At 57.5% G+C, this 19,907-nt stretch carries 21 protein-coding genes; 14 read left to right on the top strand and 7 right to left on the bottom strand.

Translation table 11 applies throughout. The annotated features are described in order from the left end of the window. Positions 1-545 precede the first annotated feature (545 nt). Both Q6A51_RS04945 and Q6A51_RS04940 read right to left on the bottom strand, forming a co-directional pair. Positions 546-1,766: a CaiB/BaiF CoA transferase family protein gene (locus Q6A51_RS04945; RefSeq protein WP_304574238.1), complete on the bottom strand. Its 1,221-nt coding sequence runs from the start codon at positions 1,764-1,766 to the stop codon at positions 546-548. Between the two features lie 10 nt (positions 1,767-1,776). Then, a complete protein-coding gene (locus Q6A51_RS04940; RefSeq protein ID WP_201019708.1) occupies positions 1,777-2,958 on the bottom strand; it encodes an acyl-CoA dehydrogenase in 1,182 nt (393 codons plus the stop codon). Positions 2,959-3,114: 156 nt separating this feature from the next. Here Q6A51_RS04940 and Q6A51_RS04935 point away from each other — a divergent pair, with 156 nt between their 5' ends. From Q6A51_RS04935 to Q6A51_RS04890, 10 genes are all read left to right on the top strand, one after another. Continuing rightward, positions 3,115-4,023 carry a LysR family transcriptional regulator gene (locus Q6A51_RS04935; protein WP_304574237.1) on the top strand — a complete coding sequence of 303 codons (909 nt, stop codon included), beginning with the start codon at positions 3,115-3,117 and terminating at the stop codon, positions 4,021-4,023. Positions 4,024-4,456: 433 nt separating this feature from the next. After that, the gene (locus Q6A51_RS04930; RefSeq protein ID WP_201019710.1) at positions 4,457-5,578 is read left to right on the top strand and encodes a Re/Si-specific NAD(P)(+) transhydrogenase subunit alpha; all 1,122 of its coding nucleotides are present in this window, start codon (positions 4,457-4,459) and stop codon (positions 5,576-5,578) included. A 10-nt stretch (positions 5,579-5,588) separates the two neighbouring features. Further along, a complete protein-coding gene (locus tag Q6A51_RS04925; RefSeq protein WP_122315087.1) occupies positions 5,589-5,909 on the top strand; it encodes an NAD(P) transhydrogenase subunit alpha part 2 in 321 nt (106 codons plus the stop codon). Then, a complete protein-coding gene (locus Q6A51_RS04920; protein WP_201019711.1) occupies positions 5,909-7,363 on the top strand; it encodes an NAD(P)(+) transhydrogenase (Re/Si-specific) subunit beta in 1,455 nt (484 codons plus the stop codon). The genes Q6A51_RS04925 and Q6A51_RS04920 overlap by 1 nt, the downstream gene beginning before the upstream one ends. Positions 7,364-7,544: 181 nt before the next feature. Then, the gene (locus tag Q6A51_RS04915) at positions 7,545-9,038 is read left to right on the top strand and encodes an acetyl-CoA hydrolase/transferase family protein (protein ID WP_304574242.1); all 1,494 of its coding nucleotides are present in this window, start codon (positions 7,545-7,547) and stop codon (positions 9,036-9,038) included. A 320-nt stretch (positions 9,039-9,358) separates the two neighbouring features. Next, the gene (locus Q6A51_RS04910) at positions 9,359-9,574 is read left to right on the top strand and encodes a DUF1127 domain-containing protein (protein ID WP_122315090.1); all 216 of its coding nucleotides are present in this window, start codon (positions 9,359-9,361) and stop codon (positions 9,572-9,574) included. Between the two features lie 266 nt (positions 9,575-9,840). After that, positions 9,841-10,158: a DUF2388 domain-containing protein gene (locus tag Q6A51_RS04905; protein WP_201019712.1), complete on the top strand. Its 318-nt coding sequence runs from the start codon at positions 9,841-9,843 to the stop codon at positions 10,156-10,158. Positions 10,159-10,233: 75 nt separating this feature from the next. Then, positions 10,234-10,539, top strand: a complete 306-nt coding sequence (locus Q6A51_RS04900) for a DUF2388 domain-containing protein (RefSeq protein ID WP_201001229.1) — start codon at positions 10,234-10,236, stop codon at positions 10,537-10,539. 36 nt (positions 10,540-10,575) lie between these two features. Continuing rightward, a complete protein-coding gene (locus tag Q6A51_RS04895) occupies positions 10,576-10,896 on the top strand; it encodes a DUF2388 domain-containing protein (protein WP_025262532.1) in 321 nt (106 codons plus the stop codon). Beyond that, complete coding sequence (locus Q6A51_RS04890) at positions 10,893-12,854, top strand: DUF7844 domain-containing protein (RefSeq protein ID WP_304574236.1); 1,962 nt, start codon at positions 10,893-10,895, stop codon at positions 12,852-12,854. Before Q6A51_RS04895 ends, Q6A51_RS04890 begins: the two co-directional genes overlap by 4 nt. Position 12,855: 1 nt before the next feature. Here Q6A51_RS04890 and Q6A51_RS04885 read toward each other — a convergent pair whose 3' ends face one another. The 5 genes from Q6A51_RS04885 to Q6A51_RS04865 form a co-directional block, all read right to left on the bottom strand. Next, positions 12,856-13,233: an SCP2 sterol-binding domain-containing protein gene (locus Q6A51_RS04885; protein ID WP_304574235.1), complete on the bottom strand. Its 378-nt coding sequence runs from the start codon at positions 13,231-13,233 to the stop codon at positions 12,856-12,858. A 168-nt stretch (positions 13,234-13,401) separates the two neighbouring features. After that, entirely contained in the window at positions 13,402-13,845 is a 444-nt protein-coding gene (locus tag Q6A51_RS04880) for a hypothetical protein (protein ID WP_201019715.1), read from the bottom strand. Positions 13,846-14,122: 277 nt separating this feature from the next. After that, positions 14,123-14,398: an HU family DNA-binding protein gene (locus Q6A51_RS04875; protein ID WP_025262535.1), complete on the bottom strand. Its 276-nt coding sequence runs from the start codon at positions 14,396-14,398 to the stop codon at positions 14,123-14,125. A gap of 190 nt (positions 14,399-14,588) precedes the next feature. Then, on the bottom strand, positions 14,589-15,737 hold the full coding sequence (locus Q6A51_RS04870) for an NAD(P)/FAD-dependent oxidoreductase (protein ID WP_304574234.1): 1,149 nt from the start codon (positions 15,735-15,737) through the stop codon (positions 14,589-14,591). Between the two features lie 79 nt (positions 15,738-15,816). After that, on the bottom strand, positions 15,817-15,984 hold the full coding sequence (locus Q6A51_RS04865) for a rubredoxin (protein WP_198727897.1): 168 nt from the start codon (positions 15,982-15,984) through the stop codon (positions 15,817-15,819). Positions 15,985-16,197: 213 nt separating this feature from the next. Here Q6A51_RS04865 and Q6A51_RS04860 point away from each other — a divergent pair, with 213 nt between their 5' ends. From Q6A51_RS04860 to phoR, 4 genes are all read left to right on the top strand, one after another. Then, positions 16,198-16,758, top strand: a complete 561-nt coding sequence (locus Q6A51_RS04860; RefSeq protein WP_201019717.1) for a chorismate--pyruvate lyase family protein — start codon at positions 16,198-16,200, stop codon at positions 16,756-16,758. Then, a complete protein-coding gene (gene ubiA / locus Q6A51_RS04855) occupies positions 16,758-17,648 on the top strand; it encodes a 4-hydroxybenzoate octaprenyltransferase (RefSeq protein ID WP_201019718.1) in 891 nt (296 codons plus the stop codon). Before Q6A51_RS04860 ends, ubiA begins: the two co-directional genes overlap by 1 nt. 100 nt (positions 17,649-17,748) lie before the next feature. After that, a complete protein-coding gene (gene phoB / locus Q6A51_RS04850) occupies positions 17,749-18,438 on the top strand; it encodes a phosphate regulon transcriptional regulator PhoB (protein ID WP_025262540.1) in 690 nt (229 codons plus the stop codon). Between the two features lie 63 nt (positions 18,439-18,501). Then, positions 18,502-19,824 carry a phosphate regulon sensor histidine kinase PhoR gene (gene phoR, locus Q6A51_RS04845; RefSeq protein WP_405046118.1) on the top strand — a complete coding sequence of 441 codons (1,323 nt, stop codon included), beginning with the start codon at positions 18,502-18,504 and terminating at the stop codon, positions 19,822-19,824. Positions 19,825-19,907 lie beyond the last annotated feature (83 nt).

The following is a 19,907-nucleotide window of genomic DNA, read 5'->3' as shown; positions in this document are numbered from 1 at the left end:
CAGCAATCGTTGGTTACACCTTTGATTTCTCGCGGAGTAACTTGCGTTGCTGATAATCTGTTGACTTCAGTCTTACACCACAAGCACCCACACGAATTGCTTGATTCAGTTGTTAAAGAGCGGTGGGTTGAGCCTTTCGTCTCAACCGAGGCGCGCATTCTACAGCGCCCTCTGTATCTGTCAAGCGGTTATTTCAACAAGTTTTCAAAGTTTCCTTTGAAACTTCAACCACTTGCGCTTCGATCAACTTCGCGTTGCTCGTTAGCGGGAGGCGAATTCTACAGCACCCGAAGGCAGTGTCAAACTCTTTCTCGAACCGCTATCGATCAGGCTGCGACCGAAGCACTTCCGAAGCCACTCCAGAACCTGATAAACACTTGTAACCTACTGATATACAAGGCTTTTTCAGTTCCGTCTGCGCCGGAAGTGGGGCGAATTATAGAGACATTAAATCGCCCGTCAACCGTTAATTTCAATTTCGCTGAAATTAGCTGTCACGGGCGCTTCATATATAGAAGAGCCTGCCATTCTCTCTATATAAGCTGCTAAAGCACCCCGGCCTCACGCAGCGCCATGACATCTTCGACCTTGAGCCCCAGGATGTTATGCAAGACCTCGTCGGTATGCTCCCCCAATAAAGGAGGAGCACGCCGGTATTCAACCGGGGTTTCAGACAATCGAATCGGGCTGGCCACCTGCGCGACGTTACCACCCAGAGCATGCGGCATGTCTATAGCCAGGCCACGCGCCCGAACCTGCGGATCTTCAAACACCTGGGCCAGATCATTGATCGGCCCACACGGCACACCTGCCGCCTCAAGCTCCTCGACCCACTGCGCTGTAGTCTTGAATACCGTCGCCTGGCGGATCAGGGGAATAAGCTCGGCCCGATTCGTCACTCGCAGCTTGTTGGTAAGGAAACGGGGATCATCCGCCCACTGCGCCTGCCCGGCCACTTCAGCAAACTTTCTGAATTGACTGTCATTACCGACCGTAAGGATGAAGTCGCCATCAGCAGTAGGAAAATCCTGATAAGGCACGATATTGGGATGCGCATTCCCCAAACGGCGCGGAGCAGTGCCCGTCGTGAGATAGTTCATCGCCTGGTTTGCCAGGCAAGCCACCTGCACATCCAGCAAAGCCATATCGATGTATTGCCCCACGCCACTCTGATCTCGATAAGCCAAGGCAGCCAGAATAGCGCTGGTCGAATAAAGGCCCGTCAGAATATCCGTCAACGCGACACCCACTTTCACAGGCCCGGCACCGCTTTCGCCTTCAGGGCGGCCGGTAAGACTCATCAGCCCGCCAAGCCCCTGGATCATGAAGTCATAACCCGCCCGCCTGGCATAAGGCCCGCTTTGCCCGAACCCGGTAATGGAGCAATAGATCAGACGCGGGTTGATCGCCTTGAGCGCTTCGTAATCCAGCCCATAGGCCGCCAGGCCACCGACCTTGAAGTTCTCGATCAGGATATCAGAGCGCGCCGCCAGCTCCCGCACCAGCTTCTGCCCTTGCGGCCGGGTGAAGTCGATGGTCACGGATTGCTTGTTGCGGTTGGCAGAGAGGTAATAAGCCGCTTCCGAGGTGTTCTCTCCTGCCGGGTCCTTCAGGAACGGCGGCCCCCATGATCGCGTATCGTCTCCATTGCCAGGACGCTCGACCTTTATGACGTCAGCCCCAAGATCCGCCAGGATCTGCCCCGCCCATGGCCCGGCCAGGACCCGTGACAGGTCCAGTACTCGAATATGCGAAAGCGCGCCCATTGCAGACTCCTTAATAGAAAGCCTGAATACCGGTTTGCGCACGCCCCAGAATCAACGCATGCACATCATGCGTACCTTCATAGGTATTCACGACTTCCAGGTTGACCAGATGGCGAGCAATACCAAACTCGTCCGAGATGCCATTGCCGCCCAGCATGTCGCGAGCCATCCGGGCGATATCCAGCGACTTGCCGCATGAGTTGCGCTTCATGATCGAGGTGATTTCCACCGCCGCGATACCTTCATCCTTCATGCGCCCCAGTCGCAGGCATCCCTGCAAGGCCAGGGTGATTTCGGTCTGCATGTCAGCGAGCTTCTTCTGGATCAACTGATTGGCAGCCAGAGGACGCCCGAACTGCTTGCGATCCAGCGTGTATTGCCGAGCGGTGTGCCAGCAGAACTCTGCCGCTCCCAAGGCCCCCCAGGAGATTCCGTAACGGGCCGAATTCAGGCAGGTAAAAGGGCCTTTGAGACCACGCACATCCGGGAAGATGTTTTCCTCAGGCACAAAAACGTTATCCATCACGATTTCGCCGGTGATGGATGCACGCAACCCCACCTTGCCGTGAATCGCCGGAGCACTCAGCCCGGCCCAGCCCTTCTCTAATACGAAACCGCGAATGTCGCCCTCATCATCCTTGCCCCAGACCACGAACACATCCGCGATCGGGCTATTGGTGATCCACATTTTATTGCCGGTCAGCCGATACCCGCCGTCGACCTTGCGGGCTCGGGTCATCATCGCGCCCGGATCAGAGCCGTGGTCAGGCTCGGTGAGGCCGAAACAGCCTATCCATTCGCCGGACGCCAGTTTTGGCAGGTATTTCTGTTTCTGGGCCTGGGTGCCGAACTCGTTGATCGGCACCATCACCAGAGAAGACTGGACGCTCATCATCGAGCGATAGCCTGAATCGACACGCTCCACTTCCCGCGCAATCAATCCGTAGCTCACATAATTCAAGCCACTGCCGCCGAACTCTTCCGGGATGGTCGCCCCCAAAAGCCCTACTTCGCCCATTTCACGAAAAATCGCGATATCGGTCTGCTCATGACGGAAGGCTTCAAGAACCCGAGGAGCCAGCTTGCTTTGGGCGAACTGTTCAGCACTGCGCATAACCATGCGCTCTTCTTCTGTGAGCTGTTGATCCAGTAGCAGTGGATCGATCCAGTTGAAGCTTGCTTTACCACCCATGACTCACTCCTCGCGTTGTTCGCAAATGTTGTGGAGTGATCCTAGCCCCGCTTTCAGAGAGCGACAAACGACGATTACTCAAGGTCTTGTGCTAATTTCTCACTCCGTAACCCACAAAACAGCAATAGCTCCCAACAATGAGTGAGGCCAACGTACATGCGGCGAAAAATCCCCAGCACAGCCGCACTCGTCAGTTTCGAGTCTGCGGCTCGTCACGAGAGCTTTACCAAGGCGGCAAACGAACTTTCCCTGACCCAAAGCGCCATCTGCCGTCAGATCGGCAGCCTGGAAGAGTTCTTGGGGGTAGAACTGTTCCGACGCTCCAAGCGCGGCGTGAAGCTGACAGAAGCCGGCCTTTCCTACAGCCGTCGCGTTGCCGCACAACTGGATGCCGTTGAACGCGACACACTTTCGATCATGGGCCAGCAAGGGGCCAATGTGATTGAGCTGGCGGTCGTGCCCACCTTCGGCACGCAATGGCTGCTGCCACGGCTCAAGGATTTCCAGCAACACCACCCGCAAGTCACGGTCAACCTTACCAACCGCACTCGCCCCTTCCTGTTTGCCGACACCGATTTCGACGCCGCGATCTACTTCGGCGATGCCGACTGGCCAGGCACCGAGGCTTATCGCCTGATGGGCGAGAACCCCATGCCGGTATGCAGCCCGGCACTCATGCAAGGCCGCGATAGTCTGGATGCCCGATACATAGCCGAGATGCCACTGCTGCAACAGACCACACGCCCTTACGCCTGGCGGCAGTGGTTCAACGCGCAGAACATGAATATCGCACGTGACATGACAGGCCCCCGGTACGAGCTATTCTCAATGCTCGCCCAGGCAGCCATGCATGAGATGGGGATAGCCCTGATTCCGCCCTTCCTGATCCAGCGCGAGTTACAGGAAAAACGGCTGGTCATTGCCAATCCTCACGCACTGTCGAGTATCAAGGCTTATCACTTGATGATTCCGGAGCGAAAAGTCGAATCAGCCTCTCTTCGAGCATTCAGAGACTGGCTGATCGCTCAAGCGGAAGGCTACAGGCTGCCGCCAGCAAGGGATTGAGCCCCGAAAGCAGAAAAGTAGTGGTTATCTAAAAACACCTACAAACATAAGGTTTTGTCGCATAAAGACAACCTTACTTCATGGTGGGAAAATCACACAAAGCTCTTTATTTACGTGCCCTTTAGCTGTTTTTGAAGAATGAGGGCGCAATGCCTGAAAAAATCCTCTTTTCCACATTTTTCAGATGGAATCTCATAAAAGCCTTATAGATAAAGGCTTTCAGCCATTAATTGCGACAATAGGTCACAGGATGACTTGTAGTTAATTTATAGTCTCGTTACAGAATGTGTTGAAGCGTCCAGACTTCAATTGCAGAATGCTCCGCCCCCTGGCTTTCAAGGCCCGGGGACATGCTGATCGGCCACCCCAGACGCACCAGCCGTAGTGCGCTGGCCTATTTATGAAGATAAAGAGATCACGCAGGAGATTTGACGTGCACATTGGTGTTCCTCTTGAAACCCAAACGGGTGAAACACGGGTTGCTGCCACCCCGGAAACCATCAAAAAGCTGATCAGCCAAGGCCATAGAATCACTGTGCAAAGCGGAGCAGGCATTCATGCCAGCGTGCCGGACAGTGCCTATGAAGCCGCAGGCGCCACCATTGGTGGAGCAGGCGAAGCCTTCGCAGGTGAGCTGATCCTCAAAGTCACAGCCCCCAACGACAGCGAGCTGGCTCTGATAAAGAGCGGCACGATCGTCATCGGGATGCTTAACCCGTTCAACAACGAGACCATCGCCAGACTGGCCGAACGCGGCATCACCGCTTTCGCACTCGAAGCGGCACCGCGTACCTCCCGCGCCCAAAGCCTCGACGTGCTGTCTTCTCAAGCCAACATTGCCGGTTACAAGTCCGTGCTGCTGGCAGCTCATCACTACCCTCGCTTCATGCCAATGCTGATGACCGCTGCCGGCACAGTAAAAGCGGCTCGGGTTCTGGTACTCGGTGCAGGCGTTGCAGGGCTGCAGGCCATTGCTACAGCCAAGCGACTGGGCGCGGTAGTAGAAGCCTCTGACGTGCGACCTGCCGTCAAAGAGCAGATCGAGTCTCTGGGCGCCAAGTTCATCGATGTCCCGTACGAAACCGATGAAGAGCGCGAGTGCGCCGAAGGGGTTGGCGGTTACGCACGGCCAATGCCTGCGAGCTGGATGCAGCGTCAGGCTGTCGCCGTTCATGAGCGCGCCAAGCTGTCGGACATTGTGATCACGACCGCATTGATTCCCGGCCGCAAGGCACCGGTACTGCTCAGCGCCGAAACCGTGGCGCAGATGAAACCCGGCTCGGTGGTCATCGATCTGGCAGCGGCACAAGGCGGCAACTGCCCACTGACAGTGGCCGATCAAGTGGTGGTCGAGCATGGCGTGACCATCGTCGGGCACACCAACCTGCCCGCGCTGGTCGCAGCGGACGCTTCGGCGCTTTACGCCCGTAACCTGCTGGACTTCATGAAGCTGCTGTTCGACAAGGACGGCCAGTTGCAGATCAATCTCGAAGACGACATCGTCGCCGCGTGCCTGATGTGCCGCGACGGCCAAGTCATTCGCAAGAACGGCTGAGGACAAGACAATGGAAGAGTTGATCTCCCCTGGTATCTATAACCTGATCATTTTTGTACTGGCGATCTATGTCGGTTACCACGTGGTCTGGAACGTGACACCTGCCCTGCATACGCCGCTGATGGCCGTGACCAACGCCATCTCCGCCATTGTGATCGTCGGCGCCATGCTCGCCGCAGCCCTGACGGTCACGCCTCTGGGCAAGATCATGGGCACGCTTGCCGTGGCTCTGGCTGCCGTGAATGTGTTCGGTGGTTTTCTCGTCACCCGGCGCATGCTGGAAATGTTCAAGAAGAAAGCACCCAAGGCAAAAGATGAGGTGCAGAAGTAATGAGCATGAATCTGGTCACCCTGCTTTATCTGATCGCTTCGATCTGCTTCATCCAGGCCCTTAAAGGGCTGTCACACCCCACCACTTCCCGTCGCGGCAACCTGTTCGGCATGCTGGGCATGGGCCTGGCGGTGATTACCACCGTGGGCCTGGTCTTCAAGCTGGCTGCGCTTTCGACCGTCGAAGGCACCAGCGCGGGGATTGGCTATATCGTTGTCGGCCTGCTGGTCGGTGGCACGGCGGGGTCGATCATGGCCAAGCGTGTCGAGATGACCAAAATGCCGGAGCTGGTCGCCTTCATGCATAGCATGATCGGTCTTGCAGCGGTGTTCATTGCGATTGCCGCCGTCGTGGAGCCACAGTCTCTGGGCATCGTACGCAATCTGGGCGACGCGATACCGGCAGGCAACCGTCTGGAACTGTTCCTGGGCGCAGCCATTGGTGCAGTCACTTTCTCCGGCTCGGTGATCGCCTTCGGCAAGCTGTCAGGCAAGTACAAATTCCGTCTGTTCCAGGGCGCACCCGTACAGTTTGCCGGACAGCACAAGCTGAACCTGATTCTCGGGCTGGCCACGCTGTTCTTTGGCCTGACGTTCATGTTCACCGGCAACCTGACAGCCTTCGCAATCATGCTGGCCCTGGCCTTCGTGATCGGCGTGCTGTTGATCATCCCGATTGGCGGCGCAGACATGCCGGTGGTCGTATCGATGCTCAACAGTTATTCGGGCTGGGCGGCAGCAGGTATCGGCTTCTCGCTGAACAACTCGATGCTGATCATTGCCGGCTCGCTGGTGGGTTCTTCGGGCGCGATTCTGTCCTACATCATGTGCAAGGCCATGAACCGCTCGTTCTTCAACGTGATCGGCGGCGGTTTCGGCGGCGCAACAGAAGCAGGCGGCCCGACAGGTGCCAAGGAAGCACGCCCGGTCAAATCCGGCTCGGCAGACGATGCCACCTTCCTGCTGACCAACGCCGACACCGTGATCATTGTTCCAGGCTATGGCCTGGCGGTAGCACGGGCACAGCATGCGCTGAAGGAGCTGACTGAAAAGCTGATCCATCACGGCGTCACCGTAAAATACGCCATCCACCCGGTTGCCGGACGGATGCCGGGACACATGAACGTGCTGCTGGCCGAGGCAGAAGTGCCTTATGACCAAGTGTTCGAGATGGAAGACATCAACTCCGAGTTCGGGCAGGCCGATGTGGTGCTGGTACTGGGCGCCAACGACGTGGTCAACCCGGCAGCCCGCAACGACCCCAAATCGCCGATTGCCGGGATGCCGATTCTCGAAGCCTTCAAGGCCAAGACGATCATCGTCAACAAGCGCTCAATGGCCAGCGGCTATGCCGGTCTGGACAACGAACTCTTCTATATGGATAAAACCATGATGGTGTTCGGAGATGCCAAAAAGGTGATCGAGGACATGGTTAAGGCTGTGGAAAACGCTTAGCCTCAATTCGCTTCAGAAAAGCCCCAGTGCGTTCTGCGCCTGGGGCTTTTTTACATTCCGCGTAACAGTGTTTTGCCTTGAAAGGCCCTGATTAGAGGCCTCCAATGCGACCTTGGTCGCGGGACGAAAAAAACCTGAATCTCTAGACTTGACCCTCGCTTCCACCTTCGAGACAGAATCCATGTACCGCGACCGTATCCGCTTGCCTTCTTTGATGAGCAAGGTAATGAGTGCAGCAGATGCCGCTGCCTTGATTGAAGATGGCATGACCGTCGGCATGAGCGGCTTTACCCGCGCCGGTGAAGCCAAGGCCGTTCCCCATGCCTTGGCCGAGCGCGCCAGAGTGTCGCCCCTGAAGATCAGCCTCATGACCGGCGCCAGCCTGGGCAACGACCTGGACAAGCAACTGACCGAAGCCGGCGTGCTGTCGCGTCGCATGCCTTTCCAGGTCGACAATACGCTGCGCAAGGCAATCAACGACGGCACGGTCATGTTCATCGACCAGCATTTGTCAGATACAGTTGAACAGTTGCGCAACCGCCAGATCAAGGCGGTCGATCTGGCGGTCATCGAATGCGTGGCAATTACCGAAGAAGGCCACCTGGTGCTCAGCACCTCCGTCGGCAACTCGGCCAGCTTCGCAATCCTTGCCAAACAGGTCATCGTGGAGATCAACCTGTCCCAGCCGCTGGAGCTGGAGGGCCTGCACGATATCTATATTCCCAGCTACCGGCCGACCCGCCTGCCCATCCCGGTTCTGGAGGCCGATTCGCGCATCGGCAGCGGCGCCGTCAAGATCGACCCGGCGAAGATCGTCGGCATTGTCATCAGCGATCAGGCCGACTCGCCTTCTACAGTCCTGCCACCGGATACCGAAACCCAGGCCATCGCCAACCATCTGGTGGAATTCTTCAAGAAAGAAGTATGCGAAGAACGGCTGACCAACCAGCTAATGCCCTTGCAGGCCGGGATCGGCACCATCGCCAATGCCGTGATGCATGGCCTGCTGGACTCGCCGTTCCATGACATGACCATGTATTCCGAGGTTCTGCAGGACTCGACCTTCGACCTGTTCGATGCAGGCAAATTAAGCTTTGCGTCCGGTAGCTCCATGACCCTGTCGGCCGCAAAGCACGAACAGGTGCTCTCGGACTTCAACCGCTACAAGTCACGGCTGGTGCTACGTCCGCAAGAGATTTCCAACCACCCTGAAGTCATCCGCCGCCTGGGCATCATTGGCATCAACACCGCACTGGAATTCGACCTGTACGGCAACGTGAATTCGACCCACGTGTGCGGCACCCGAATGATGAACGGCATCGGCGGCTCCGGCGACTTCTCGCGCAATGCCCACCTGGCCATCTTCGTCACCAAATCCATCGCCAAGGGCGGTTCGATTTCCAGCGTGGTGCCCATGGTGAGCCATGTCGACCATACCGAGCATGACGTGGACATCCTCGTCACCGAGCAAGGCCTGGCCGATCTGCGCGGCCTGGCGCCTCGCGAGCGCGCACGGGTCATCATCGACAACTGTGTGCATCCAGACTATCGCGAGGCTCTGAATGAATACTTTGCAGCAGCCTGCGCCGTCGGAGGACATACCCCGCATATCCTGCGCGAAGCACTGAGTTGGCACATCAACCTTGAAGAAACCGGCCGCATGCTGCCGGCCTGAGGAACACAGTTGGAAGTGAGCAAGAGATTTCTTTGCTCACTTTCCGGCGTCATTCGACAAGCCTGAAAGAAACTGTACTTCTGTACCGGTCAAAAACCGGCTCAAAACACCCAATATCACCAAGACGGAACACAAAACGCACCAAATAAGTGCTAACCGGTACAGTTGCCCCATTTACGAACAAAACAGTGCCTATAAACAGTTAACTGAACCATCACAATACAAATGAACTGTGTCTGTAGATACTGGCCGACTGAGAGGAAGATAGGCACCAGTCAAGTCATTCTCTAAACCCGCCACAAGCGGAAGGAAGTCACACCATGGAACGTACAGTCAGTTCCGACCTGTTCAACGAAAGCACCGTAAACACTGCACAAGCTGCATGGCCTCTGCGCGTATTCGCCAACCTGATGCTCTGGCAGCGTCGCCTCTCCAGCCGCCACCAACTGGCTCGTCTGGACGCACGTTTGCTGGCCGACGCAGGTATCAGCGAAGCACAGCGTTACGAAGAGCTGAGCAAGCCGTTCTGGCGCTAACTCAAGCGCCCGCTGGTCCAGACCTCACCGGTCTCTCACCAGCACCCCGAATTGCTTAACACAAGGCCCGTCTCAGGCAACTGAGACGGGCCTTGTCGTTTACGGGCTGAAATATCCTGAACAGGTACAGTTTTAAAAATCAAAACAAATACCTGTACAGTTCCCACGCAGATCGCGATTCGCCCAACGGCCCGTACAGCACAATGACAAGCTCATTACCGCTGGGATAGGCTAATGCCCACTCCGTCACACTCTGGAACTCCACCATGACTCTGCTCCGTATCATTGCCGCTGCCGCACTGCTGACAGCGGCTGCCAGTGCAAACGCCACCAGCTTCATCGTCACGACTGATGCAGTCGTCGGCGCAGTCGCTGCATCCAGCGAGGCAACCTCCGATGCTTCTTCCTCTTTGAGAGACGACAAGATCGTGCGAGCAGCCCGTGACGAAGCCGCCAGCTTCGTGGCCAGCGAAGGCGACATCCGAGGTGCTCAACTTGAAGGCGCGTTCCAGCACATCCGTCAGCAATACCCGAACCTGGGTGCGACAGATACACAACTGGCCCAAGCCATTCTGGCCATCTGAACCGAGGCCTCAGGGGTAGCTCTAAGCAGGGCATTGCGCTAGCCTTGGGCCTCGTTTTGCCAGTCATTGAAAGTTATGCGTTTACTACCTCTTCTGTTTGCTGCTCCAATCGCCAGCCTGATCTGGGTCTCCCAGGCTCAGGCCTTCGATACGACGACACAGAGCCTGGTCATTACCGGATACGTCACCAGCCAGGTCACCACTGCTCCCTTTGACAGAAAACTGATAATGGCCGCTCAGGATGATGCGGCGGCGTTTGTGGCCACTGACGGCCAGATTCGCGGTGCGCGGCTGGAGTCGGCGTTGCGTACCCTGCGAAATACCCAGTCAAAACTTCATGCCAGCGACCTTGAACTGGCAGAAACAATCCTCGTCCAATAGTCACTTTTGACCTCTTTGCGTAACTGGAGACGTTACATGCGTACCCCGCTGATTGCCGCCACCCTTGGCCTGCTAGTCATGGCAGACATTGCCCAGGCCCAGACTGTCGTGGCCACGAGCAATATCATCGTTCGCGCTTTCGGTCGTTCCATCGACTTTACCTCGGATACCACCACTTCCATCCGCGACTCCAAGGTCGTGATCCAGGCCAAAGACGATGCCGCCAGCTACGTAGCCAGCGACGGCGATATTCACGGCGCTCAACTCGATGCCGCTTTCGATACCCTGCGCACCCGCGTGCCTGAAGCGCGTGATGCCAGTGACCGGACACTGGCCGAAGCCATTCTTGCTCTGTGAGACGTCTTGGCGCCTGGCTGCTTGCCGGCGCATTGTCGCTGGTCGCCCCGCATGCTCTTGCCAGCCTGACGCTTGAGCTGCAGACCGACGGCCTGAACCCTGCACAACAGCGTGCGAGCCAGACCCTGCTCGATGAAGCTATGCGTGCCTTGCCGCCAAGCTTCATCAAGGATCTGGACCGGCGTGTTGAAGTGCGCTGGTCCGGCGATATGCCTGAAAACGCCTACGGCCAGGCTGCCGGACCCTACAGGCTTTATCTCAATACAAAACTGCTGGAGCCGTTGACTGACGGTTCGGCAGCCACCACTCAGACAGGACGCCCCCACGGCACAGTCCGGCGCGAAATGCTCGCCACGGTCCTGCACGAACTGACCCACGTCTACGACCGCGCCCGTCTATGGTCCTCGACACAACGCGCCCTGATATTCCGCTGCTCACGCCAGAACAGTTCAGCAGGCAACATTGGCCTGCCCGACAGCTGCCGCGGCGAAACCGAGCGACGCTTTACCCTGAGCGATGACCCGCGTCTGCTGGACCTGGCAGGCTGGCAGCAATATGTCGGGCGACGCGGCGAGCGCGAGGAACACAACGGGCAGGTCGTACGCAGCCCGGACATCTACGAAACCACAAGCCCGCTGGAATTCGTGGCCGTGAACATGGAGTACTTCCTGCTCGACCCGGCCTATGCCTGTCGCCGCCCAGCGCTATATAACTACTACAAGGAACACTTCGGCTGGGCTCCGCCGCAGAAAGACGAATGCCCGGCCTTTTTCCCGTACCTGAATGCCGGCAGCGATTTCGGACGCGAGCCTTTGGGCAAGCTCGATCCGGAACGGGTCTATGAAGTCGATTACCTGCTGGCCGAAGCCAATCAGAACTGGGTAAGCCGCTGGGGCCACAGCATGCTGCGTCTGGTGATCTGCAAACCAGGCCGTCCGCGAGGCCCGGATTGCCGGCTGGATCTGGATCAGCATCTGGTCCTGTCTTACCGGGCATTCGTGGGCGATGTTCAGCTTTCCAGCTGGGACGGCCTGATGGGAGCCTATCCATCACGGCTTTTCGTGCTGCCGCTGGCCCAGGTCATCGACGAATACACCAAGACCGAACTGCGCAGCCTCGCTTCCGTGCCGATCAAGCTGACTCGCCCCGAAATCGAAGGGCTGGTGCAGCATGCCGCCGAGATGCACTGGAGCTACGACGGCAACTATTACTTCCTGTCCAACAACTGCGCAGTGGAAAACCTCAAACTGCTGCGCAGCGGTACCCACAATCCCAAGCTCGTCGGCCTGGACAGCATCCTGCCCAACGGCTTGCTGGAAGTACTCAAAGGCCGGGGGCTGGCCGATACCAGCGTGCTGGACGACCCAAAGGAAGCACTGCGCCTGGGTTATCGCTTCGACTCCTATCGCGACCGCTATCAGGCGATGTTCGAGGTATTGAAGAAACACCTGCCCATCAAGCAAGCCACTGTCGAAGACTGGCTGACACTGTCGGCCAAGGAGCGCAGCCAGTGGTTCGATAAAGCAGACCTGCGCACCAGCGCCGCCATTCTCCTGCTGGAGCAGGCAAGCTTGCGTCGACAACTGCTGCTGGCCCAGGACGAAGTGAAACAACGCTACCTCGGCGCACGCGAACAGAAAGACGGCAGCGTCTCCCAGGCCTCAAAGACGCTACAGGAAATTCTCGCCAGTAGCGGCTTCCTCAGCCGTCCTGCCGAATTGCTGGGCAGCAGCGGCTACGGCTTGCCGCAGGCTGGCGAGTGGCAGCGGCTTGAAGCAGAGAGCAGCCAGCGTCAGAAGCAGTTGAAGCGCCTGACCGGTGATCTCGACAAGGAAGTACGCGCCCTGCTTGAGCCCGAACGCGCCAGCGAGATCGCGGCCAACGAAGCCAACCTCAAACAGATGGGCGAGCATTTGCGCCAGCTACATAAAGCGGCGGGCGGATTGCAGTTGCCTTGAATCAGGCGGCCTTCTTTTTAGGTTTCAGGTACTTGGTCAGGCCCTGAAACCACATCACCAGAGCCGCGTTGCCCTTGATCTGGATATCTTTGTCCTGAATCCCTTTCATGAACGCCAGTTGCTTGTTACTGGCCTGCATCGTGGCAAACCCGAAGGCGGCATCTCGAAAGGAAATGGCGAATGCAGGTTCGGCAACCACACCACCGGCACTGCGAATACGCTGACCACTGACGATGAAATGGCGAGCAACCTTGCCATCGGCGGTCTGTAACTGGAAGGTCAGCTCCTTGTCGGCAAGCTGCTGCTGAAACGCAGGATTGGTACGGCTGGCCCGAGCCATCAGAAGGCCCAGCATCCAGAGCAGGAAACGAAACTTCATACACATTGCCTCAGCAAAAAGTCAGTCCGGTCAGAGCGAGTGGTGAGGCAGTGTAGCGGGTTATAGCGTGCAATCCTGTAGGACAATCGTGTTTTTTCGGCGAAGATCGAATCATTAAGCCAGAAACGCTGCCCCGCATGGAGAGCAGCGTTACCGCACAGAATCAGATCAGCGGATGCTGTTGATGCTGCCTTTGTTGCCCGTGACCTTCACATTCACCTTCTTGAAGATGAAGTAGTCCTGAACATTGACTTCATAGCGTGGCGCTACGATCAGATCGGCACCGGACGATTTGACCGCCTTGTAGGCAGCCGCAGCCTTGGTTGCCGAAACCGGGTCAGGCAGAGGCAAGCTCAGACTGCTACCACCACTTGCGCCACCATAAACAACGCCATCCGCGTAGCGATTATCGCCACCAAAGCTCAGGAAGTTGAACAGAATGTTGGTCGACGACTCGCCACTGATAGTGTCGCCCACTTTGACGTCAGCCTTGAGTTCCGTTTTGACCACACCTTCAAGCGGTGCAGTCGGCTGGCTCACGTTGTAACTCACGCAGCCACTGGTTGTGGCGATCAGGGTTGCAACGGCAGCAGTCATCCATAATTTTTTCATTCTTGATTCCAAGGGTCATTTTTAATGAGGTGCAGCAGGGGCGGCACTTTAAGGAAATGAGCCATTGGAAAAAGTCAGGAGATTCCTACGCAAACAAAGACAAATAACACCTTGCGGTAGGAAATTTCTAACAATCAATCAAAAGCAGTGAGCGCAATCAAAAGCCCACTCGTACGGCCATATCTTGTTGGTCCAGGCGTAAAAAAACGGGCACCCCATCCAATGGGTGTGCCCGTTTCGGTGACTGCTCGCCTCCCGCCAAGGCGCGCAGTGAGTGTTATGGATTGACGCTGTCTTTGAGAGCCTTGCCAGGCTTGAAGGCAACGGTATTGCTTGCTTTGATTTTCACCGGTTCTCCCGTTTGCGGGTTCTTGCCGGTGCGGGCACCGCGATGGCGTTGCAGGAATGTACCGAAGCCAACCAGAGTCACGCTGTCCTTGCGGTGCAGTGCGCCGGTGATTTCTTCAAGGATGGCGTTGAGGACGCGGTTGGATTGCTCTTTGGTGAGGTCCGCTTTTTCAGCAATAGCAGCTGCGATATCTGGTTTACGCATGTATGAAGCCTCTTTACGGTTTTTTGTTTTTATGTCCCGTACTGCTTATGCAAAGCAGCGACAAGGTGCCGCGACGGCTCTACGTAGCGGCAGACGTGAACGAGAATGGCATGCCGATGAAGCACGCGCCAGTACATGCGCAACGTTTATAGGACGAAAAAAGCGACCTATCCGACAAAACGACCCATATTCAGGCCAATAACGCGGGTAACGTCTTGTTCAGAGCCAGTTTTTCCATCACTGCCGCCCCGGTCAGCGCATAGCCCAGCAGTTGCCCTTCTGCGTCATGACACAAGGCTTTTATGTCGGCGCCTTGCCCTTCGACACTCCAGATGCCCTCCGTACCGCGAGGTGGAGGAGAAACCACCAGAGGACAAACCGGGGTTTTAACGGTAATGGGCATCGGGCCATATTTGACGCTGGTCGGCGTACCCGCCAGGGTTTGCGCCAAGGCACGGGCGCAGCTCATCAGCGGCATGACGTAAAGCAGGTTCAAGCCATCGACTTCAGCGCAATCGCCCAACGCATGGATATTGGCGTGGGTGGTTTGCAGGTGGCGGTCAACCACGACACCGCGCCCTGTCTGCAAACCCGCAGCAGCGGCCAGATCGACTCGTGGACGCAGGCCGATGGCCGAGACGACCAGATCGCAGGCGATCACCTGCCCGTCGGACAAATGCGCCTCAAGCCCCTGCTCATTGCGCTGAAGGCGGGTAAGGATCGGCCCCAGATGGAAACGGGCGCCGATGCCTTCAAGCCCCGCCTGCACGGCAGCCGCAGCAGCGGGAGGCAACAGGGTTGGCATGACCTGCTCGCAGGGCGCAACCAGATCGACCTCATAGCCACCCAGGATCAGGTCGTTGGCAAACTCACAGCCGATCAGGCCGGCACCAAGGATCAAGACCCGCTTCCTGCCTGCTGCCGCTGCACGGAAACGGGCGTAATCCTCAAGATCGTTGATCGGAAAAATGGCGTCCTGAGCATCGCCCTCGACAGGAACCCGAATGGTTTCTGCGCCCCAGGCCAGCACCAGATCGCGGTAATACACCGCCTCCTCGCCGATCCATAGCCGCTTATGCCCAGGATCGATGCCGCTGATGCGGGTGTGGGTGCGTACCTCTGCCTTGAGCTGATCCGCCATGGCACCCGGTTGCGCCATGCTCAGTTCGTCGGCTTCCTTGCTCTTGCCAAAGCCGGTGGACAGCATGGGTTTTGAATAGGAGCGGCCATCATCGGCCGTAATGAGCAACAGCGGGGTTTCGCCGTCCAGTTTGCGAAACTCACGGGCGAGGTTGTAGCCAGCAAGGCCGGTACCGATGATAACGACAGGTGCGCTCATTACTTCTCTCATCAAAAAATCCAGCGTCATGACGCTGGAGGGGCCTTCACGGATGAATCCGGTCCTGCATCAACCGGGATCAGGCGATTTCAATCATTTCAAAGTCGATCTTGCCGACACCGCAATCCGGGCAAAGCCAGTCTTCGGGCACATCTTCCCAGCGAGTGCCGGGCGCAATACCGTCATCAGGCCAGCCATCGGCTTCGTTGTAGATAAGGCCACAGACAATGCATTGCCACTTTTTCATGGTTCGGGTCCCTCGATTATCAGGCTAAATACTGGCGCAGCGGTCGATTGCCACCGGTCCGGGTGTCAGGAGTCAGATCCTCGCGAGGTTTGTACTGGCCATAGCACGCATATGCAAGCCTGTTTGTGGTGCCAGGTGCTCGGCCGGTCGTCGGTCAGGCCCGGCAATCATGCTAAGCTCGCCTTCCTCGATGACTGCCAATAATGGCTTACCGTGACCCAGCAAAACCCAGCATTACCTACCACCCTCTGGCTGAAACGCGAGCAACTGACCGAGGTGCCCGGGCCGCAGGTTCTCGACTGGCTGTTCAATCAGGACTCTCTGACACGCCGCCTGAACCGCCTGTCCGCAGACGGTTTCAGCGTCACGCTCCTGTTTGAAGGCTGGCAGCCGCTGCGCCCAGACGAATGCGCCGCTCTTGAGCTACCCGAAGCCAGCCTGGGCTGGGTGCGTGAAGTGTATTTGCGTGGTCGCGGCGAGAAGTGGGTATTCGCCCGCAGTGTCGCCGCCCGCAGTGCCTTGCTTGAAGGCGGCCTGAATATGGATGAACTGGGAACACGTTCGTTAGGCGAATTGCTGTTCAGCGATAAAGCCTTCGAGCGCGGCCCGCTGCAAGTCTGTCGCTACCCCGAAGCCTGGCTGCCCGAGGCGGATGTCGCCAGCGACTTGTGGGCGCGTCGTTCGCGCTTCAGCCGTGGCCCGCTGAGCGTGCTGGTCGCCGAGATTTTCCTGCCCAACCTCTGGAACGCGCTCAAGAGCGAGGAACACTCCTGATGTACCTGTCGCTGCTCAAATCCCTCAATCGCCTGAACCCTCGTGCCTGGGACTTCATCCAACTGACCCGCATCGACAGGCCCATCGGCGTCTACCTGCTGCTTTGGCCAACACTCTGGGCCTTGTGGATTGCCGGGGAAGGTTCGCCCTCACTGGCCAATGTGCTGATTTTCGTGACGGGTGTGTTTCTGATGCGTGCCGCTGGCTGCGTCATCAACGACTTCGCCGACCGCAAGGTGGACGGCCATGTAAAACGCACCGAGCAACGCCCGCTGGTCAGCGGCAAGGTCAGCTCCCGTGAAGCACTGGCCTTGTTCGCCATCCTGGTGACCCTGAGTTTCCTGCTGGTCCTGCTGACCAACTCGACGACTGTCTGGTTGTCGTTCGGCGGTCTGGCGCTGGCAGCCTGCTATCCGTTCATGAAGCGTTATACCTATTACCCGCAAGTGGTATTGGGCGCCGCATTCTCCTGGGGAATGCCCATGGCATTCACGGCAGAAACCGGCACATTGCCTGCCGCAGCGTGGTTGCTCTACATCGCCAACCTGCTGTGGACCGTGGCCTACGACACTTACTACGCCATGGTGGACCGCGACGATGACCTGAAGATCGGCGTGAAATCCACCGCCGTGCTGTTCGGGGATGCCGACCGCATCATCATCCTGACACTTCAGGGGCTGGCGCTGGGTTGCCTGGTACTGGCGGGCATACGCTTCGAGCTGGGGGCTTGTTTCTATATAGGCCTGTTGGTGGCGACCGGATGCTTTGTCCGGGAATACTGGAGCACTCGCCTGCGCGACCGGGATGCCTGTTTCAAGGCATTCCTGCATAACCACTGGGTCGGGCTGGCGATCTTTCTGGGGATTGTGGCGGACTACGCACTGCGCTGATTTGCGGCCCCGTGCTAGCCTCATTCCAACATGTCACACGACTGCAATAATTCCGTTATCTAATGCGCCCCAAGACAGTTAAATGACAAGAGGTTCAAGCATGGCTGGCAGGAGCATCCTGATCGTTGACGACGAAGCCCCGATTCGTGAAATGATCGCCGTCGCATTGGAAATGGCCGGCTATGACTGTATGGAGGCCGAGAACTCCCAACAGGCCCATGCGATTATCGTCGACCGCAAACCAGACCTTATCCTGCTCGACTGGATGCTGCCCGGCACATCCGGTATCGAGCTGGCACGTCGCCTCAAGCGTGACGAACTGACCGGCGACATCCCGATCATCATGCTGACGGCCAAGGGCGAAGAGGACAACAAGATCCAGGGTCTTGAAGTCGGTGCCGACGATTACATCACCAAACCCTTCTCGCCCCGCGAGCTGGTGGCGCGCCTGAAGGCTGTACTGCGCCGCGCAGGCCCGAGCGACGGCGAAGCACCGATAGAAGTAGGTGGTCTGCTGCTAGACCCGGTCAGCCACCGTGTAACCATCGATGGCAAACCGGCGGAAATGGGACCTACCGAATACCGTCTGCTGCAATTCTTCATGACCCACCAGGAACGCGCCTACACCCGTGGCCAATTGCTGGATCAAGTCTGGGGAGGCAACGTCTATGTCGAAGAGCGTACCGTGGACGTCCATATCCGACGCCTGCGCAAAGCCTTGGGCGATGCTTACGAGAATCTGGTACAAACCGTGCGCGGCACCGGCTATCGCTTTTCCACCAAAAGCTGAGAGCCGTTTTCGTAGAGACACAGGGCATCCGCCAATGTGTACCCGTCAAGGATGTACTTTCAATTGAATCGTAACTGGCACGGTACGCTGATACGCCATATGTTGCTGCTGGTTACCGCCTGCCTGGTGGTCGGCCTGATAAGCGGCGAACATGGCTGGAGCCTGGCTATCGGGCTGGGGCTTTACCTGGCCTGGACCCTCAAGCAATTGCTGCGCCTGCATGAATGGCTGAGCAATCATGCGACTGACGAGCCACCACCTGATGGCTATGGCCTGTGGGGCGAAGTCTTCGACAGCATCTATCACTTGCAGCGCCGGGACCAACGTGTGCGTGGGCGCCTGCAAGCGGTCATCGACCGTGTCCAGGAGTCCACTGCGGCGCTTCGGGACGCGGTGATCATGCTCGACAGCGAGGGCAACCTGGAATGGTGGAACCGCGCAGCCGAAACGCTTCTGGGCCTCAAGACGCCTCAGGACAGCGGCCAACCGGTCACCAACCTGGTTCGCCATCCGCGCTTCAAGGAATACTTCGCGCTGGGCAACTACAGCGAACCGCTGGAAATTCCCTCTCCGACCAAGGACCACTTGCGCATCCAGCTGTTGATTACCCGTTATGGCAACAACGAGCACCTGATGCTGGTGCGCGATGTGACCCGCATCCACCAACTGGAACAGATGCGTAAAGACTTCGTCGCCAACGTTTCCCATGAGCTGCGCACGCCACTGACGGTCATCTTCGGCTATCTGGAAACGCTGCTCGACAACGTTGATGAGGTGAATCCACGCTGGGTCCGGGCATTGCAGCAGATGCATCAGCAAGGGGGACGCATGCAGACGCTGCTCAACGACTTGCTGCTGCTGGCCAAACTTGAAGCAACCGACTACCCCTCGGACAACCATCCGGTGGCAGTTGTGACACTGCTCAAGACCATCAAGGCCGATGCCAAAGCCTTGTCAGCCAGCAAGAACCATCAGATCACGCTTGATGTCGAAAGCGACATGCAGCTCAAAGGCAGTGAAACCGAGCTGCGCAGTGCGTTTTCCAACCTGATTTTCAATGCTGTGAAATACACACCGGCAGAAGGCAACATCCGTATTCGCTGGTGGAGCGATGAACGCGGCGCTCACCTGAGCGTGCAGGACTCGGGAATCGGTATCGAAACCAAGCATCTGCCGCGCCTGACCGAGCGGTTCTACCGCGTCGACACCAGCCGTGCATCCAATACAGGCGGCACCGGCCTGGGACTGGCTATCGTGAAACATGTACTGCTGCGCCATCGCGGCACTCTTGAAATCAACAGCGTGCCAGGCAAGGGCAGTGTGTTCACCTGTCATTTTGCAGCCATCCAGATGGCAAAACCCGGAGATGGGGATCCAGACTACTAGGCAAGCTGGCTTCTAGCCGCTACATTGCCTCGTTCATGGCGCCATTTTCTGTGCCGCACCACCCTACTTTGAATAAAACGGAT

This window comes from Pseudomonas serbiensis, assembly GCF_030580745.1.
In the GTDB taxonomy this organism is placed as follows: domain Bacteria; phylum Pseudomonadota; class Gammaproteobacteria; order Pseudomonadales; family Pseudomonadaceae; genus Aquipseudomonas; species Aquipseudomonas serbiensis.
This window is presented reverse-complemented; position numbering and strand designations above follow the sequence as displayed.

Excerpts from the sequence above, each read along its gene's own strand:
- Q6A51_RS04945 (WP_304574238.1), bottom strand. The coding sequence starts at position 1,766 with ATGGGCGCGCTTTCGCATATTCGAGTACTGGACCTGTCACGGGTCCTG.
- Q6A51_RS04940 (WP_201019708.1), bottom strand. The coding sequence starts at position 2,958 with ATGGGTGGTAAAGCAAGCTTCAACTGGATCGATCCACTGCTACTGGAT.
- Q6A51_RS04935 (WP_304574237.1), top strand. The coding sequence starts at position 3,115 with ATGCGGCGAAAAATCCCCAGCACAGCCGCACTCGTCAGTTTCGAGTCT.
- Q6A51_RS04925 (WP_122315087.1), top strand. The coding sequence starts at position 5,589 with ATGGAAGAGTTGATCTCCCCTGGTATCTATAACCTGATCATTTTTGTA.
- Q6A51_RS04920 (WP_201019711.1), top strand. The coding sequence starts at position 5,909 with ATGAGCATGAATCTGGTCACCCTGCTTTATCTGATCGCTTCGATCTGC.
- Q6A51_RS04915 (WP_304574242.1), top strand. The coding sequence starts at position 7,545 with ATGTACCGCGACCGTATCCGCTTGCCTTCTTTGATGAGCAAGGTAATG.
- Q6A51_RS04910 (WP_122315090.1), top strand. The coding sequence starts at position 9,359 with ATGGAACGTACAGTCAGTTCCGACCTGTTCAACGAAAGCACCGTAAAC.
- Q6A51_RS04905 (WP_201019712.1), top strand. The coding sequence starts at position 9,841 with ATGACTCTGCTCCGTATCATTGCCGCTGCCGCACTGCTGACAGCGGCT.
- Q6A51_RS04900 (WP_201001229.1), top strand. The coding sequence starts at position 10,234 with ATGCGTTTACTACCTCTTCTGTTTGCTGCTCCAATCGCCAGCCTGATC.
- Q6A51_RS04895 (WP_025262532.1), top strand. The coding sequence starts at position 10,576 with ATGCGTACCCCGCTGATTGCCGCCACCCTTGGCCTGCTAGTCATGGCA.
- Q6A51_RS04885 (WP_304574235.1), bottom strand. The coding sequence starts at position 13,233 with ATGAAGTTTCGTTTCCTGCTCTGGATGCTGGGCCTTCTGATGGCTCGG.
- Q6A51_RS04880 (WP_201019715.1), bottom strand. The coding sequence starts at position 13,845 with ATGAAAAAATTATGGATGACTGCTGCCGTTGCAACCCTGATCGCCACA.
- Q6A51_RS04875 (WP_025262535.1), bottom strand. The coding sequence starts at position 14,398 with ATGCGTAAACCAGATATCGCAGCTGCTATTGCTGAAAAAGCGGACCTC.
- Q6A51_RS04870 (WP_304574234.1), bottom strand. The coding sequence starts at position 15,737 with ATGAGCGCACCTGTCGTTATCATCGGTACCGGCCTTGCTGGCTACAAC.
- Q6A51_RS04865 (WP_198727897.1), bottom strand. The coding sequence starts at position 15,984 with ATGAAAAAGTGGCAATGCATTGTCTGTGGCCTTATCTACAACGAAGCC.
- ubiA (WP_201019718.1), top strand. The coding sequence starts at position 16,758 with ATGTACCTGTCGCTGCTCAAATCCCTCAATCGCCTGAACCCTCGTGCC.
- phoB (WP_025262540.1), top strand. The coding sequence starts at position 17,749 with ATGGCTGGCAGGAGCATCCTGATCGTTGACGACGAAGCCCCGATTCGT.